General features: G+C 70.4%; 14 protein-coding genes, 1 tRNA gene and 1 pseudogene. 5 read left to right on the top strand and 11 right to left on the bottom strand.

Annotation, left to right across the window (positions count from 1 at the left end; all coding sequences use genetic code 11):
• Positions 1-15: 15 nt before the first annotated feature.
• On the bottom strand, positions 16-594 hold the full coding sequence (locus ACQCO7_RS20850; RefSeq protein ID WP_464073273.1) for a TetR/AcrR family transcriptional regulator: 579 nt from the start codon (positions 592-594) through the stop codon (positions 16-18).
• A gap of 128 nt (positions 595-722) precedes the next feature.
• On the opposite strand from ACQCO7_RS20850, the gene ACQCO7_RS20855 reads away from it, so the two are divergent.
• Positions 723-1,943: an MFS transporter gene (locus ACQCO7_RS20855; protein WP_464073274.1), complete on the top strand. Its 1,221-nt coding sequence runs from the start codon at positions 723-725 to the stop codon at positions 1,941-1,943.
• 166 nt (positions 1,944-2,109) lie between these two features.
• On the opposite strand, the gene ACQCO7_RS20860 is transcribed toward ACQCO7_RS20855, so the two are convergent.
• From ACQCO7_RS20860 to ACQCO7_RS20870, 3 genes are all read right to left on the bottom strand, one after another.
• On the bottom strand, positions 2,110-2,520 hold the full coding sequence (locus ACQCO7_RS20860) for a VOC family protein (RefSeq protein ID WP_464073275.1): 411 nt from the start codon (positions 2,518-2,520) through the stop codon (positions 2,110-2,112).
• A gap of 37 nt (positions 2,521-2,557) precedes the next feature.
• A complete protein-coding gene (locus ACQCO7_RS20865) occupies positions 2,558-4,213 on the bottom strand; it encodes a long-chain fatty acid--CoA ligase (RefSeq protein WP_464073276.1) in 1,656 nt (551 codons plus the stop codon).
• A 146-nt stretch (positions 4,214-4,359) separates the two neighbouring features.
• Positions 4,360-4,743: a hypothetical protein gene (locus ACQCO7_RS20870; protein WP_464073277.1), complete on the bottom strand. Its 384-nt coding sequence runs from the start codon at positions 4,741-4,743 to the stop codon at positions 4,360-4,362.
• 231 nt (positions 4,744-4,974) lie between these two features.
• On the opposite strand from ACQCO7_RS20870, the pseudogene ACQCO7_RS20875 reads away from it, so the two are divergent.
• Positions 4,975-5,151, top strand: a pseudogene (locus ACQCO7_RS20875) (ASCH domain-containing protein); the annotation flags it as partial.
• Between the two features lie 30 nt (positions 5,152-5,181).
• On the opposite strand, the gene ACQCO7_RS20880 reads toward ACQCO7_RS20875, so the two are convergent.
• From ACQCO7_RS20880 to ACQCO7_RS20900, 5 genes are all read right to left on the bottom strand, one after another.
• Positions 5,182-5,742, bottom strand: coding sequence for a SigE family RNA polymerase sigma factor (locus tag ACQCO7_RS20880; RefSeq protein WP_464073278.1), 561 nt, complete (start codon positions 5,740-5,742; stop codon positions 5,182-5,184).
• Positions 5,743-5,889: 147 nt separating this feature from the next.
• Positions 5,890-7,041, bottom strand: coding sequence for a lipid-transfer protein (locus ACQCO7_RS20885; protein WP_464073279.1), 1,152 nt, complete (start codon positions 7,039-7,041; stop codon positions 5,890-5,892).
• Complete coding sequence (locus tag ACQCO7_RS20890; RefSeq protein WP_464073280.1) at positions 7,038-7,427, bottom strand: MaoC family dehydratase; 390 nt, start codon at positions 7,425-7,427, stop codon at positions 7,038-7,040. Before ACQCO7_RS20890 ends, ACQCO7_RS20885 begins: the two co-directional genes overlap by 4 nt.
• Positions 7,424-8,329 (bottom strand): bifunctional MaoC family dehydratase N-terminal/OB-fold nucleic acid binding domain-containing protein, encoded by a 906-nt coding sequence (locus ACQCO7_RS20895; RefSeq protein ID WP_464073281.1) that lies wholly within the window; start codon positions 8,327-8,329, stop codon positions 7,424-7,426. The genes ACQCO7_RS20890 and ACQCO7_RS20895 overlap by 4 nt, the downstream gene beginning before the upstream one ends.
• 216 nt (positions 8,330-8,545) lie before the next feature.
• On the bottom strand, positions 8,546-8,860 hold the full coding sequence (locus ACQCO7_RS20900) for a hypothetical protein (protein WP_464073282.1): 315 nt from the start codon (positions 8,858-8,860) through the stop codon (positions 8,546-8,548).
• 359 nt (positions 8,861-9,219) lie between these two features.
• Here ACQCO7_RS20900 and ACQCO7_RS20905 point away from each other — a divergent pair, with 359 nt between their 5' ends.
• Both ACQCO7_RS20905 and ACQCO7_RS20910 read left to right on the top strand, forming a co-directional pair.
• A complete protein-coding gene (locus ACQCO7_RS20905; protein WP_464073283.1) occupies positions 9,220-10,323 on the top strand; it encodes a bifunctional DNA primase/polymerase in 1,104 nt (367 codons plus the stop codon).
• Positions 10,324-10,490: 167 nt separating this feature from the next.
• Positions 10,491-10,925: a hypothetical protein gene (locus ACQCO7_RS20910; protein WP_464073284.1), complete on the top strand. Its 435-nt coding sequence runs from the start codon at positions 10,491-10,493 to the stop codon at positions 10,923-10,925.
• Positions 10,926-10,975: 50 nt separating this feature from the next.
• Here ACQCO7_RS20910 and ACQCO7_RS20915 read toward each other — a convergent pair.
• Positions 10,976-11,062, bottom strand: a tRNA-Ser gene (locus ACQCO7_RS20915).
• A gap of 230 nt (positions 11,063-11,292) precedes the next feature.
• On the opposite strand from ACQCO7_RS20915, the gene ACQCO7_RS20920 reads away from it, so the two are divergent.
• Positions 11,293-12,081, top strand: coding sequence for a hypothetical protein (locus ACQCO7_RS20920; RefSeq protein ID WP_464073285.1), 789 nt, complete (start codon positions 11,293-11,295; stop codon positions 12,079-12,081).
• Between the two features lie 413 nt (positions 12,082-12,494).
• Here the strand turns inward: ACQCO7_RS20920 and ACQCO7_RS20925 are convergent, their stop codons facing one another.
• On the bottom strand, positions 12,495-14,009 hold the full coding sequence (locus ACQCO7_RS20925; protein WP_464073286.1) for a S1C family serine protease: 1,515 nt from the start codon (positions 14,007-14,009) through the stop codon (positions 12,495-12,497).
• Positions 14,010-14,199 lie beyond the last annotated feature (190 nt).

The following is a 14,199-nucleotide window of genomic DNA, read 5'->3' on the forward strand; positions in this document are numbered from 1 at the left end:
CCCGGACGACGTACGTCACTTCGCGACCAGCCTCCGTGCCGCCTCCTTGATCGACGACCTCAGGCGGTCCCGGTCCGTCTCCTCGCCGCCCGTCAGGATGCGGCTCATCTGGGGGACGACCGTCATCCAGTTGGCCAGGGAGATGATCAGGAAGAGCAGGTCGGCCGGGGGGATCGCGTCGGTGATCACGCCGCGCTCCTGGCCGTCCCGCATCGCGTCGACCTTGTGGGCGTAGTGCTCGCGGCGGGCCTTCTCGTCGGGGAGTTCGGCCGTGCCGTACTCGATGCCCTCCCAGTACAGGAGGCGCAGGAGGTCGGGGTTGGCCGCGTGGTAGTCCATGAGGCGGTCGAGCCAGCCCTCGATGTCGTCCGGGTCGACGGGGACGGCGGCGGCGAGGTCGACCATCCTGCGGCTGAGGACCTGCGTGAACAGCTCCGCCTTGTTGCCGTAATAGACGTAGATGAGCTGCTTGTTGGCCTTCGCCTCGGCCGCGATGCGGTCGATGCGGGCGCCCGCGATGCCGTACCGGGCGAACTCGGCGACGGCGGCGGTGAAGATGCGCGCCTTGGTGGCCTCGGGGTCTCTGACTGCCATGGGATCAGGGTAGTGGGTAACACCCCTTAACCAACTGGTTGGTTGACAGGGAATGGGGGGTGCTTCCAGACTGTTGAGCTGTCGTCGCCAACCAACTGGTTGGTTGTGGTTCGAAGGAGCCGAACGTCATGCGGTCACCGTCCCTCTCCGTGTCCTCCACTCCCGCGCCGGTGAAGTCGCCCGCTCAGGCCCTCCTGTTGCCGCTCATCGCGCTCTGCACGGCCGTCACCGCCGCGAACATCTACCTCGCCGCGCCGCTGCTGCCGCTCATGGCGAAGGACTTCGGGACGACCGCCTCCTCCATCGCCTGGATCGCGTCTGTCGCCCAACTCGGTTACGCCGCGGGGCTGTTGGTGTTCGCGCCGCTCGGGGACCGGGTCAACCGGCGGCGGATCGTGGGGGTGTTGTCGGTCGTGACGGCGCTCGCGCTGGCCGGGGGAGCGGTGTCGGGGGGCGCCGGGGTGCTGGCGGTCGCCGTGTTCCTCGCGTCGGCGGCGACCGTCGTACCGCAGCTGCTGGTGCCGTTCGTCGCCGAGCGCGCGCCCGCCGAGCGCCGGGCGCGGCATGTGGCCGCCGTCATCGCCGGGCTGTTCACGGGGATCGTCGCGGCGCGGGTGCTCGGCGGGATCGTGGGGCAGGCGTTCGGGTGGCGGTGGGTGTTCGTGGGGGCGGCCGTACTGACGGCCGGGCTGGGGCTGGTGACGGCCTCGCTGCTGCCCCGGGAACCCCGGGTGCGCGACGGGTCCCCCCTCTTCGCCGGGCACCTCGGCATACCGGCGCTGCTGCGCGGCTCCCCCGACCTGTGGCGCGCGTGCGTACGGCAGGCCGGGATGTACGGCGCCTGGTCGGCGCTGTGGACGTCGCTGGCCCTGCTGCTGACGGGCTCCGGCTACGGCCTGTCCACCGCGACGGCCGGCCTCTTCGGGCTGTTCGGCCTGACGGCCAGCGCGGTGGCGCCGCTCGCCGGGGGGCTGGTGGACCGCTTCGGCGCCGGGCACGTGGTGCGGGGCGCGTACGCGCTGGCCGCGCTGTCGGTGCCGCTGTTCTGGTGGGGCGGGCACGCGCTTGCGGCGGTCTTCGCGGCGGCGGTGCTGATCCACGCGGCGCTGGTGGCGTCCCACGTGGCGAACCAGACGCTGGCCCTGACGACGACGTCGTCGCCGAGTGTGGCGAACAGTGCGTACGTGGTGGCGGGGTTCGCGGGTGGGGCTACGGCTTCGGCGCTGGCGGGGGTGGCGTACGGGGGGTTCGGGTGGGGCGGGGTGGTTTTGGTGGCGGGGGTTTGGCTGGGGTTGGGGTGGGGGGTTACGGCGGTACGGCGACCGGGGCGGGGGGCGGCGTCGGTATGACGGTGAACCCCCTGCCGTAGCTGCGGGCAGTCGTGCCGCTAGGGGCGGCACGGGTGGGCTGGGGGTCCCCCCTGCTCGAAGAGCTTGGGGGAGGCACCCCGCCAGCGCGGGTGAGCGCCAACGCCCCCACCTCAGCCACCCCCCACCCGCACCGAACCACGGTCCACTAGCCGCGCTGAGGCCAGACCGGACCCTCGTCCGTCCAGACCACGCCCCTGTTACGGCAGAGGCAGAACGGGTGGCCGACAGGGTCCGTGTAGACGCGGAACCCGTAGCCCTCGGCATCCGTGTGGTCCCGCTGAAGGCTCGCCCCGAGGTCCAGCACCCGGCGCTCCTCCGCCTCGATGTCGTCCACCTCGAAGTCGAGATGGAACTGCTTGGGATGCTCGGTGCTGGGCCACTGCGGGGCGCGGTAGTCCTCCACCGGAGTAAAGGCCAGTTCGATCCCACCGAACTGGATCCCGGCCCAGTGCTCGGTGCTGCTCTCCTTGACGGGAGCGCCCGTCACCTCGGAGTAGAAGGCGGCCAGCTTCATCGCGTCCGGACAGTCGATGATGAAGTCGGTTAGTCGTAGCATTCTGCGATTTTGCCACGTCAGAGCCCCCGCGCGCCTGTCAGATCTCCGTGACCTCCAGCTCTCCCTCCGCGTACTGCCGCCGCAGCACCTTCTTGTCGAACTTGCCCACGCTGGTCTTCGGCACCGTCTCGATCACCGTCCACCGCTCGGGCAACTGCCACTTGGCGATACCCCCCTCGTCCGCGAGGAAGGCCCGCAGCTCGGCGAAGCCGACGGCCGTCCCCTCCTTCAACACGACGGTGGCGAGGGGCCGTTCACCCCACTTCGCGTCGGGGACGGCGACCACCGCGGCCTCGGCGACAGCGGGGTGCGCCATCAGCGCGTTCTCCAGATCCACGGACGAGATCCACTCGCCCCCGGACTTGATGACGTCCTTCGCCCGGTCGGTGAGCGTGAGGAACCCGTCGGGAGAGATGGTCCCGACGTCCCCGGTCTTGAGCCACCCGTCCGCGCTGAACTTCTCCTCGGGCCGCAGGAGTTCGGCGTCGGGCCCGTTGTAGTAGGCCCCGGCGATCCAGGGCCCGCGAACCTCCAGCTCCCCCGCGGACACCCCGTCCCACGGAATCCGCTCACCCCCGGGCCCGGTGAGCCGGGCCTCGACGCCGGCCGGGAAACGGCCCTGCGTGACCCGGTACGCGAACTCCTCGTCCGTACCGATGACATGGGCGGGCGGCCGGGCGATCGTCCCGAGCGGGGACGTCTCGGTCATGCCCCACGCGTGACAGACCCGCATGCCGAGTTCGTCGAACGCGGTCATGAGGGCGGGCGGGCACGCGGACCCCCCGATGGTGACCTGCTGAAGGCTGGAGACCTCGCGCGGCCGTGCGGTGAGTTCGGCGAGCAGCCCCTGCCAGATCGTCGGCACGGCGGCGGCGTGCGTCGGCTTCTCGGACTCGATCATCTCGGCGAGCGGCCCGGGCTGGAGGAACCGGTCGGGCATCAGCATGTTGACGCCGGTCATGAAGGTCGCGTGGGGCAACCCCCAGGCGTTCACGTGGAACTGGGGCACGACGACCAGCGAGAGGTCCTCGTCCGTGAGCCCCATCGACTGCGCCATGTTGACCTGCATGGAGTGCAGGTAGATGGACCGGTGACTGTAGACAACTCCCTTGGGATCACCGGTCGTTCCGGACGTGTAGCACATCGCCGCGGCACTGCGCTCGTCCAACTCGGGCCAGTCGTACGAGGTCTGCCGCCCGGCGATCAACTCCTCGTAGTCATGCACCCGTACGGACGCGTCCGCGAGCCCGGAGCGGTCCCCGGGCCCCGAAATCACCACGTGCTCAACGGTCTTGAGGTGCGGCAGCAGCGGAACGAGCAGCGGCAGCAGCGACCCGTTGGCGATGACGACCTTGTCCTGAGCGTGGTTGGCGACCCACACCAACTGCTCAGGAGGAAGCCGGAGGTTGAGGGTGTGCAGCACGGCGCCCATGGAGGGGACGGCGAAGTACGCCTCGACGTGCTCGGCGTTGTTCCACATGAGCGTGGCTATCCGCTCGTCCCCGCTCACCCCCAGTTCATCGCGCAGCGCATGCGCCAACTGGGCTGCCCTGTGCGCCACTTCCGCGTAGCTCCGCCGCCGCGGCTCCGCCTCACCCGTCCAGGTCGTCACCTGCGAGGACCCATGGATCGCGGCCCCGTGGGTCAGGATCCTCGAAATCAGCAGCGGTACGTCCTGCATCGTGCTCTGCACGGCGTCCTCCCGGGCGACATTGCCTGCGACGGAACTGGTTGGGGCTGATTCTGCGCACATACCGTTCGGTATGTCACTAGGAAGGGCGGGATGGATCGGCTCACATTAAAGCGGAGGTCAAATGCCCAGGTGAGCCCGGCACCGAATCACCCCTCGGCGCTCCCTCCGGGACTCTCCACCATCACATTGGCAAACGCTTCCGGCCCGAACGGGGCGCCCTCGAAGGTGTACGGATACTCCAGCCCCGCAGCCGCGTACGCCGCCGCCCGCCGCCGCTCCCGCTGAAGCTCGACCTCAGCGGCCTCGGCCCACGCCCGCGCCTCGGCCTGCCACCGGAAAATCACGGCGGCTTCTTCTTTGGACGGCGAGGTCCAGGGGCGTGACCAGGGGCTCTCGGGGATGACGGGCTCGGGGGCCGGGGCTACGGGGGCTTTCACACAGCACTTGCGGCGGCTGCCCGAGGCGGGCAGGAGAAGGGCGATCAGGGTGCAGAGGTACGCCAAAAAGGCGTGCGCGATAGAGTGGCGCATGGCGACAGCTTTCTTAGATTTGGGTGTCGTCAGGCCCCATCAGCAGAGTGTTGCTAGCACTCTGAGTCCTGGTGGGGCCACTTTTTGTTGTGGCTGAGGAGCACGCTAGCACTGAGATCGCCGAGTTGAAGCAAATCCCAGCGAACTCGGCAACTTTTTCTGTGAGTTGGTTGTGGTGACACGTCAGCCACGCAACGCACCGCCCGGCCACACCACGGTGAGCCGCATACGGTCGCCCGGGTCACCGAGTACGCCGGCTTCGGGGCGTTGCTCGACGGGGAGGGAACGGCCGGTGTGGATCCCACGGCCACCCGGGAGGAGCAGCTTGCCGCGATGAGGGCCGTCTATCCGCCGGAGAAGGAGGCGCTGGGTGTGCTCGCGACCGGGATCGCGCTGGTCACGCCGTGAAGCGTCGGCGCCTCAAGGACGCGCCGCTCCTCAGTCGCGGGCCAGCTCCAGTTCCGGGTCCTCGCGGAGTTTGCCCAGGGCCCGCGACACCGCCGACTTCACCGTGCCGATCGAGACGCCGAGGACCTCCGCCGTCTGGGCCTCGCTGAGGTCCTCGTAGTACCTGAGGACCACCATCGCGCGCTGGCGCGCGGGGAGCTTCAGGATCGCTCGCCACATCGCGTCGTGGAGGGCCTGCTGCTCGGCCGGGTCGGCGGAGCCGAGCGCGGGCTCCGGCTCGGGCAGTTCGTCGCACGTGAACTCGTCGACCTTGCGCTTGCGCCACTGGGACGTACGCGTGTTGAGGAGGGCGCGGCGGACGTAGCCGTCGAGCGCCCGGTGGTCCTCGATGCGGTCCCAGGCGACGTAGGTTTTCGCCAGGGCGGTCTGGAGGAGATCCTCCGCGTCGCACGGGTTCGCGGTCAGCGAGCGGGCGGTGCGCAGGAGCACCGGCTGCCGGTCCCGGACGTAGGACGCGAACGACGGGTACCCCGGGCGGACGGTGGTCCGCGCCCCGCGGTTCGCAGCGCTGGTGCAGACGGGTGTGGTCATGTCTCCACGCTAGGAGGGAGACCTCGTGGTCCGGATCGCCCGCAGGTCCCGAAGAAGAATCCCCCTCAGGTTGTAGGGGTGGTGCTGGCCCCACCTCCTGAAGGTGGAGCGACAATACCCAGGTACTACGGGATGACCCCTGGGGAATCATCTGTCCGCCGTAAGGACCAGACCCGACGTAGGCACCCCGGTACCCGCCGTGACGAGCGCGGTCCGGGCGCCGGGCACCTGGTTGACGGCCGTCCCGCGCAGCTGCCGTACGGCCTCGGCGATACCGTTCATACCGTGGAGGTACGCCTCCCCGAGCTGCCCCCCGTGCGTGTTCAGGGGAAGCCGCTCCTCGGCGACGTAGTCCCCTCCCTCTCCAGGACCACAGAACCCGAACTCCTCCAGCTGCATGAGGACGAACGGCGTGAAGTGGTCGTAGAGGATGCCTACGTCGATGTCGGCGGCCGTCAGCCCGGAGGCGCGCCAGAGTTTCCGCGCGACCACCCCCATCTCGGGGAGTCCCGCCAGGTCACCCCGGTAGAAGCCGGTCATCGCCTCCTGCCCCTTCGCCGCGCCCTGCGCCGCCGCCGCGACGAGTACGGGGGGCCGCGCCAGGTCCCGCGCGCGCTCCGGGGTCGTCACGATCAGCGCCTGGCCGCCGTCCGTCTCCTGGCAGCAGTCGAGGAGGCGCAGGGGTTCGACGATCCAGCGCGACGCCGCGTGGTCCTCCAGGGTGATGGGACGACCGTAGAAGTACGCGGCGGGGTTGGTGGCGGCGTGCCTGCGGTCGACGACCGCCACGTGGCCGTACGCCTCTGGAGTCAGGCCGTACGTGTGCAGGTACCTCTGGGCCGTCATCGCCACCCACGACGCGGGGGTGAGGAGGCCGAAGGGGAGGGTCCAGCCGAGGGCGACGCCTTCCGCGGACGGCTCACGCCGGGTCACCCCCGAGCCGAACCTGCGGCCCGAGCGTTCGTTGAAGGCGCGGTAGCAGACGACGACCTCCGCGACTCCCGTCGCCACCGCCATCGCCGCTTGCAGGACCGTCGCGCACGCCGCGCCACCGCCGTAGTGGACGCGCGCGAAGAACCCCAACTCGCCTATCCCGCACGCCTGCGCGAGGGTGATCTCGGGGTTCGTGTCCATCGTGAACGTCACCATGCCGTCGACGTCCGCCGGTTGGAGACCGGCGTCGGCTATCGCGGCGCGTACGGCCTCTGCGGCCAGGCGGAGTTCGCTGCGGCCCGAGTCCTTGGTGAACTCGGTGGCACCGATGCCGACGATGGCCGCGCGTCCGGCGAGGGTGCTCATACCGCGTCCCCCTCGGTGAGTACCACCGTCGCCGTCACGTGCCGTCCCCGGCTGTTCTCGCCGGTGACCCGGACCGTCACCTCGTCGCCCTCGACCCGTTCGATCCGCCCCGTCAACCGCATGGTGTCTCCGGGGTAGTTGGGGGCTCCCAACCTGATGGCGACCTTGCGCAACCGGGAGTTGGGCCCGAAGTGGTCCGTGATGTACCTGCCCACAAGGCCGTTGGTCGTGAGGATGTTCATGAAGATGTCCGGGGAGCCCTTGGCGCGGGCGGCTTCGGGGTCGTGGTGGACGTCCTGGTAGTCGCGGGACGCGATGGCACCGGCGACGATCAGCGTGCGGGTGATCTCGATGACGAGCGGCGGGATTCGGTCGCCTTCCCTCATGCCGAGCCCTCCCCCGCGCGGAACACCGGAAGCGTCAACTCCTCGTCGTACGCCCGGAATTCGAGCGTCACCGGCATCCCGATGCGGACCTTGTCGTACGGCACGCCGATCACGTTGCTCACCAGCCTCGGCCCTTCCGCGAGTTCGACGAGGGCCACCGCGTACGGGGGGTCGAAGGCCGGGAACGGGGGGTGGTGCATGACGACGTACGAGTAGACCGTCCCCTCGCCGGACGCCTCCCGCGTGTCCCAGTCCGGGGAGCCGCATTCCGTGCAGCCGGGGAGCCAGGGGAAGCGGAGGGTCGTGCAGGCGGTGCAGCGCTGGAGGAGGAGGCGGTGGTGCCGGATGCCGTCCCAGAAAGGGGAGTTGTCGCGGTTGATGACCGGGCGGGGGCGGCGGGGGGTGTCCTGGGCGGCCTTCACCGGCGCGTACTTGAGGATGCGGAAGCGGTGCGTTCCGATCAACTCGCCGGTCTCCACGCGGAGATCGGTACGGGTGGTGACGAAGTGGCCGACGCCGAGCTTCGTGGACTTGCGCGCCGACACCGACTCGATCACCGAGTCGAACGTGACCCGTTCGCCGACGCGCAGGGGACGGACGTACTCCTGCTCCGAGTCGGTCGCGACGACCGCCGTGCAGCCGAACTCGTCGAGCAGCGCGAGGAGTTGCTCGTACGCGTCCGTGCGGGACGGGTGTCCGGGGAGGCCGCCCATCGTCCAGACCTGGAGCATCGTGGGCGGGGCGATCGGGTCGGGGCCGGTGTACGCGGGGTTCGTGTCGCCGAGGGCCTCGCACCAGTGGCGGATCATGGGGGCGTTCACGGGGTCCTTGGCGAGTCCGGCGACGGTCGCGGGCAGGCCCTCGTACGCCTTGAGCTGTTGCTCGTAGGAATCGTCCGGCATGGCTCGCTCCCCCCGGCTGGAAGATTTCTGACTGTCCGTCAGATCATCTGAACTGTCAAGGACAGCCCGCCGGTTGAAGCGCTCTGGAGTGCGCGCAGACGCCTGCGCGGCGAAGCCCGAGAGCCTCGCCGCGCAGGCGTCTACCACCCCGGTGAACACACCCCACGCTCGGTCGGAGGGCCGGTGCCGGTGCGCCGGCCCTCCCGGTTCAGCGGGTCACCACCACAGCGGGGCGAAGGTGACCTGCACGTTGTGGTTGCCCTGGTTGATGGCCGTGAACGCGGAGCCGTTCACCTGGGCCGTGTTGCTCTGGTTGGTCGCGCCGGAGCCCACGGCGTTCTGCTGCGTGGTGGACGAGTTGCCGTTGTTGTTACCGGCCACGCCGCTGCCGATGATGCTGGCGACGCCCGCGTTCGATCCGTCGTCCGCGAAGCCGCCGTTGTCCGCCGCCGCGACGCCGGTGAAGAGAGCGGCGGCGAGCGGGAGGGCGGAGACGGCGGCGACGATGCGGGCGGTACGGATGCTTGCCATGTTGTTCCTCCAGAGAACCCGGCCTGAGGCCGGGATTGCATGAACTACGGCTGTTACCGGGGCAGTTGGCCGACCGTCCCGGTGGTGGTGACGACGTCGCGAGATCAGAGTTGCCCACCGGACCCCCGGACAACCACCCCCTAAGGCCCGATTAGCACGCAAGCGTGATGACCAGTCGATAAACCCCTTTCACTACCGTTCTTCGCGAGCCGTCGCTTCCCGGGCGCGTCGTGGGGGCCGTATCCCGTACGCCCCATGAGGTGAAGCGTTCCGGCAGTCCGGTCGGCGGCGGGCTCCCGTACCGCCGTCCAGGTCTGCGCCCCCTCCCGCTTTTCGAACGGGTGTGCGAAACTGGGGGCATGGCCACCACCGACCGGCAGGCCACCACGCTGGCCCTCGCCCACGCGCTCTCGGCCGCCGAACGCGGCCTGGCCGTCATCCCCCTGTCCCGCACCAAGCTCCCGGCGCTGCGCTCCCCCCACCGCCTCGATCCCCCCGGCACCCCGCCCTGCCACGGCGAATGCGGGCGCCCCGGGCACGGGGTGTACGACGCGACGACCGATCCGGCGCGGATCCGCGCGCTCTTCGCGATGGCTCCCTGGGCGACCGGGTACGGCATCGCCTGCGGGCTGCCGCCGCATCGGCTCATCGGGGTCGACCTCGATACGAAGGGGGACACCGATTCCAGCGCCGCGCTGCGGGAGTTGGGCCTGCGTCACCTCTTCACCATCCCGCCGACGGTCGTCGTCATCACGCCGTCCGGAGGCCGCCACCTCTGGCTCACCGGGCCGCCGGACGTCGTCGTCCCCAACTCGGCGGGGCGGCTCGCGCCGGGGATCGATATCCGGGGGGCGGGGGGTTATCTGGTCGGGCCGGGGTCCCGTACGGAGCGGGGGGTGTACGGGGTGGCTCCGGGGACGGGGCATCTGGCACCGGCGGCGTGCCCTCGGGCGCTTCTGCGGCTGCTGGTTGCGCCGGGGCGGGTGGGGGGTTCGCACGCCAGCGCCGGGGGTGGGGGTGGCGCCGGGGCGGGGTCCGGGGGCGGGTCCGGTTCGGGGTCTGGCTCCGGGTCGGGCTCCAACGCCGAGTCCGGGTACGGGACGGGCTCCGGGGGCGGGTGTAGGTCCAGGGCGGGGTCGGGCTCCGGAGCCGGGCCAGGGGTCGGGGCGGGCTCCGGAGCCGGGTCTGGCTCCAACACCGGGTCCGGGTCGGGCTCCAACGCCGGGGCGGAGTCCCAACACGGCCAGGGGCTGGTCCAGTTCGTCCTCTCCGCTCACGAAGGCCAACGCAACACCCGCCTGTTCTGGGCGGCTTGCCGCGCGTACGAGAACGGGCTTGCCCTGTCGGGGGAGTTGCTCGAAGCGGCGCTCCGAACGGGGCTGACGGAGCGGGAGGCGCGGTCAACTCTGGCGTCGGCGGCTCGACTTACGGGGTGGCGAGGGGAGGGAGGCGTACGGGGGTGAGGTCGCCGGGGACGTACAGCGGTGCGGAAGCCCCATACCAAGATCCGCGCCCCACCCCCCGAACTACCCCCGAAACGGCGCGAATCGGAGCGCCCGGTAGCGAAAAGGAGCGCTTTCGTAGGTAAAAGTGGGAACTCCGGCCCACGACACGCCTAAGGTTTCCGACCATGTCCCTGACCCGAGTCGTTCTCCTGTCCGGCCGTGCGGTCGAACTCTCCGACATCCGGCTCTCCTCCACGTACGGCGGCCTGCTGGAGGGCTACCCCTGCGCCCGCGTGAACGACATGAAGATCAACGGCCTGCTGCGGGGCGCGGAACGAGACACCCCCCGTACGCCGGTCCACCTGGTGGAACCCCCGCGCGAATACCCCACCGACAACCCCAAGGGCCCCTTCGGCCCCATGGAGGTCCTCCCCCCGGTGGCCTGCGTGGCCTCCTTCCACTCCACCCCGGTCTCCCCCGCCCTCGACCCCGTCCTCCACCGCTCCACCCTCACGGTCGTCTGGTTCCAGCAGACCCCCCAGGTCCCGACGGGCACGGACGCGGACAAGCGCCTACGCGCCCTGGAGTGGGAGGACCTGGCCCACGACAACGAACTCTGACCCAACCCGGAAGGGGCGCCCCTCTCCCGAGGAGCACCCCTTCTCACCTGCGGTGGGTGTGGGATTTGAACCCACGGTGACATCGCTGCCACGACGGTTTTCAAGACCGTTCCCTTAGGCCGCTCGGGCAACCCACCTCGCTCCGGTTCCACCTGGGACGGAGCGGGTACAGCGTACCCGGCGGCGGGGGGCCGCGGCGTGCGTGGTGGGTGGGGTGGAGAACCTCACAAGGTCGTCGCCGACTCGCCACCCCGGCAGGGGGTCGAGTGGTTATCGTGACCTCGCTGGCCGACGGGAGGGGCGTACGGGTATGGGGTCGGGTGTGGTCTTGGCCGCTGGGCTCAGTGAGTTTCAGCAGAATCTCGTCGTGGCCGTCGTGGGGACCGTCGTCGGGGTGCTCGGGACCGTGGCCATCGAGCGGGTGAAGATGCGGCGGGAGCCGGTGAAGCGGCTGTCGTGGGAGGCCGAGGTGCACAACGCGATGGTCTCCACGGACGATTCGATCCGGCAGCGGCTGCGGCTCAGCTACAACGGGGTCTCCATCGAAGGGCTCAGTTCCATCGAGTTCCGGGTCGAGAACACCGGCAACCGGGTCGTGAAGGACGAGCAGTTGAGGTTCCGGCTGCCGACGGGGGCTCAGGTCATCGAGGCCACGGCCACGTCCGCGCCTGAGCGGGAGATGGGCGTGGTCCGGCGGCCCGAGCGGGAGCAGGACGCCGGTGAAGTGGTGTTCAGCGTCGCCCAGTTGGAGCGGGGGCAGACCCTGGCGCTACGGCTGTCCGTGTCCGCGCCCGACGTGTCCGGCTGGAAGGTGCTCGCGCACAACGACGAGGGGGACGTCGAGTTCCACGAGCGGTCGGCGGCGCGCAGGAAGCAGGACCGGGAACACGTACCCACCTTCTTCACGCTGGCGTTCCTGCTGGTGGCCGTCCCGCCGCTGGTCTCGCTGCTCGGGGACGCCGGCAGGCTCGCCGCCGTGGTCGTCGGCGGCGCGCTGCTGGTCGCCGTCACACCCCACATCGCGCCGACCGGCCGTACCCTGCGGGACTTCCTCACGCAGAAACCCGAGCCGTCCGCACGGGTCCACATCGGGAGCGTGGCGGAATCCACCTTCTCGGTCGGCGATCGTTCCTCCGCGCAGACCACCCACACCTAAGACTTGTCCGGGCGCAGCCACCTGAGAGCCGTGTACCCGATCAGGCATGTGAGGCCCGCGGCGTATACCCAGAACATCGATGACGACGGGTCGAGTTCGTCCCAGGAGAGGGCAACAGCCAAGGCGGTGAAGGCCGTTTGTCGCGTTGCGCTCGCGGTGGGCCAAGCGGCGCGTACGGCGAGGACCGTCGGCGCGTTGGAGGGCGTAGACGTCGGCCGGGCCGAATGCCTCCTCCGGGGAGCTGCCGTCCAGATGCCGCCTCCACGTGCGCGCGGGCCTCGGCGCGCGGCATGGCTTGGCGGGTACGGGGGAGAGCTTCGAGGTGGGTCAGCCAGTAAGCGTCGCCGGCCTCACCCCCAACGGGTAAGGGGCGCCCTCCACGGAGAGCGCCCCTTACCCGCACAGCAGAACCGTCAGCTGTCGCCCGTTCGCGATGCCAGTGTCAGTTCGGCGGTCTGGGTCTTGCCGCCGCGTTCGTAGGTGATCGTCACCTGGTCACCCGGCTTGTGCGTCCAGATCTCGCCGATCAGGGTCGGGCCGGAGTCGATGACCGTGTCGTCGAGCTTGGTGATGACGTCGCCCGCCTTGAGGCCGGCCTTCGCGGCGGGGCCGCCCGCCTCCACCGAACCCTGGTCGCTGATCTTCGCGCCGCCGGTGCCCTCCTCCAGCGACACGGACGCGCCGATCTTCGCGTACACCGGCTTGCCGGTCTTGATCAGCTGCTGGGCGACGTACTTCGCCTGGTTGATCGGGATGGCGAAGCCGAGGCCGATCGAGCCGGCCTGACCGGTGCCGAGGCCGCCGGAACTGCTCGACTGGATCGCGGAGTTGATGCCGATGACGTTGCCCTGCGCGTCCAGGAGGGGGCCGCCGGAGTTGCCGGGGTTGATCGAGGCGTCCGTCTGGAGCGCGCTCATGTACGAGCTGCTGCTGCCGCTGCCGTCCGAGGAGGCGACGGGACGGTTCTTCGCGCTGATGATGCCGGTCGTGACCGTGTTGGACAGCCCGAAGGGGGCGCCGATCGCGATCGTCGAGTCGCCGACGGCGACCTTGTCGGAGTCGCCGAGGGTGAGCGGCTTCAGGTCCGAGGGCGCGTTCTTGAGCTTGATGACGGCCACGTCGTACCCCTGCGCGTGGCCGACGACCTCCGCGTCGTACCTCTTGCCGTTCGGGAACGTCGCCGTCACCTTGCCGCCGTCGACCGCCTCGGCGACGACGTGGTTGTTGGTGACGATGTGCCCCTGCGTGTCGAAGACGAACCCGGTGCCGGTGCCGCCGTCGCCGCTGCTGGACTCGGCCTGGATGGTGACGGTGCTGGGGAGCGCGCGCTGGGCGACCCCCGCGACCGTGCCGGCGTCGCGCTTGACCGAGCCGCCGCTGTCGGAGGCGGAGACGGTCGTCGAGCCGCTGTCGTCGTTGTCCTTGGCCATCGTGTAGCCGATCGCGCCACCGAGGCCACCGGCGACGAGGGCCGCCGCGAGGACCGCCGCGACGAGCCCGCCGCGCCCCTTGCGCCGGGGCGCGGGCTCCTGCCCGTACGCCGCGCCCCACGCACCGCCGGCTCCCGCGCCGCCGTCCGCGTACGACGGGACGGGCGGGGCCGGGGGAGGCCACGAGGCGTCGACGGCGGTCGGCGCGGGGGCGGTGCCGTAGTTGTCGTACGGGGCCGCGCTCGGGGGCTGGGGCGTCCGGGGGGCGCTCTGCGTGTGCGCGTACGGGTCCTGGGCGGGCTGCTGCTGGGGGGCCGGCGGGGGCCAGTCACCCTCGGCACCCGCGCCCGCAGGCGGTTCCGGTGCCGTCTTCGGCAGCTGCGCGGTCGGCGCCGCGTCCCGCACGCCCGCGTCCGCGGACGTCGTCGGAGAGTCCACCGGCACGGGAGGTGCGGACGGGGCCGGGGGTACCGCGGTGCCCTCGTTCTCGGTGCTCACAGCGTCTTCTCCTCGGTCCACGGCTGTCTGTCGAGTGTGCGTTGCCTCTACGCTTCAAGCTTTTCCCACAGGCCGTCAGAGCACCATAAGCGGTGCCTGTGGGTCGGCGAGGCTTCCTTATGTGGGATATCGGATGATACGACGGACATACCGGGCACTCACGCAGAACATCTCAGACGGTTCTCAGACG

The sequence above is a fragment of the Streptomyces saintjeani genome (assembly GCF_055409605.1).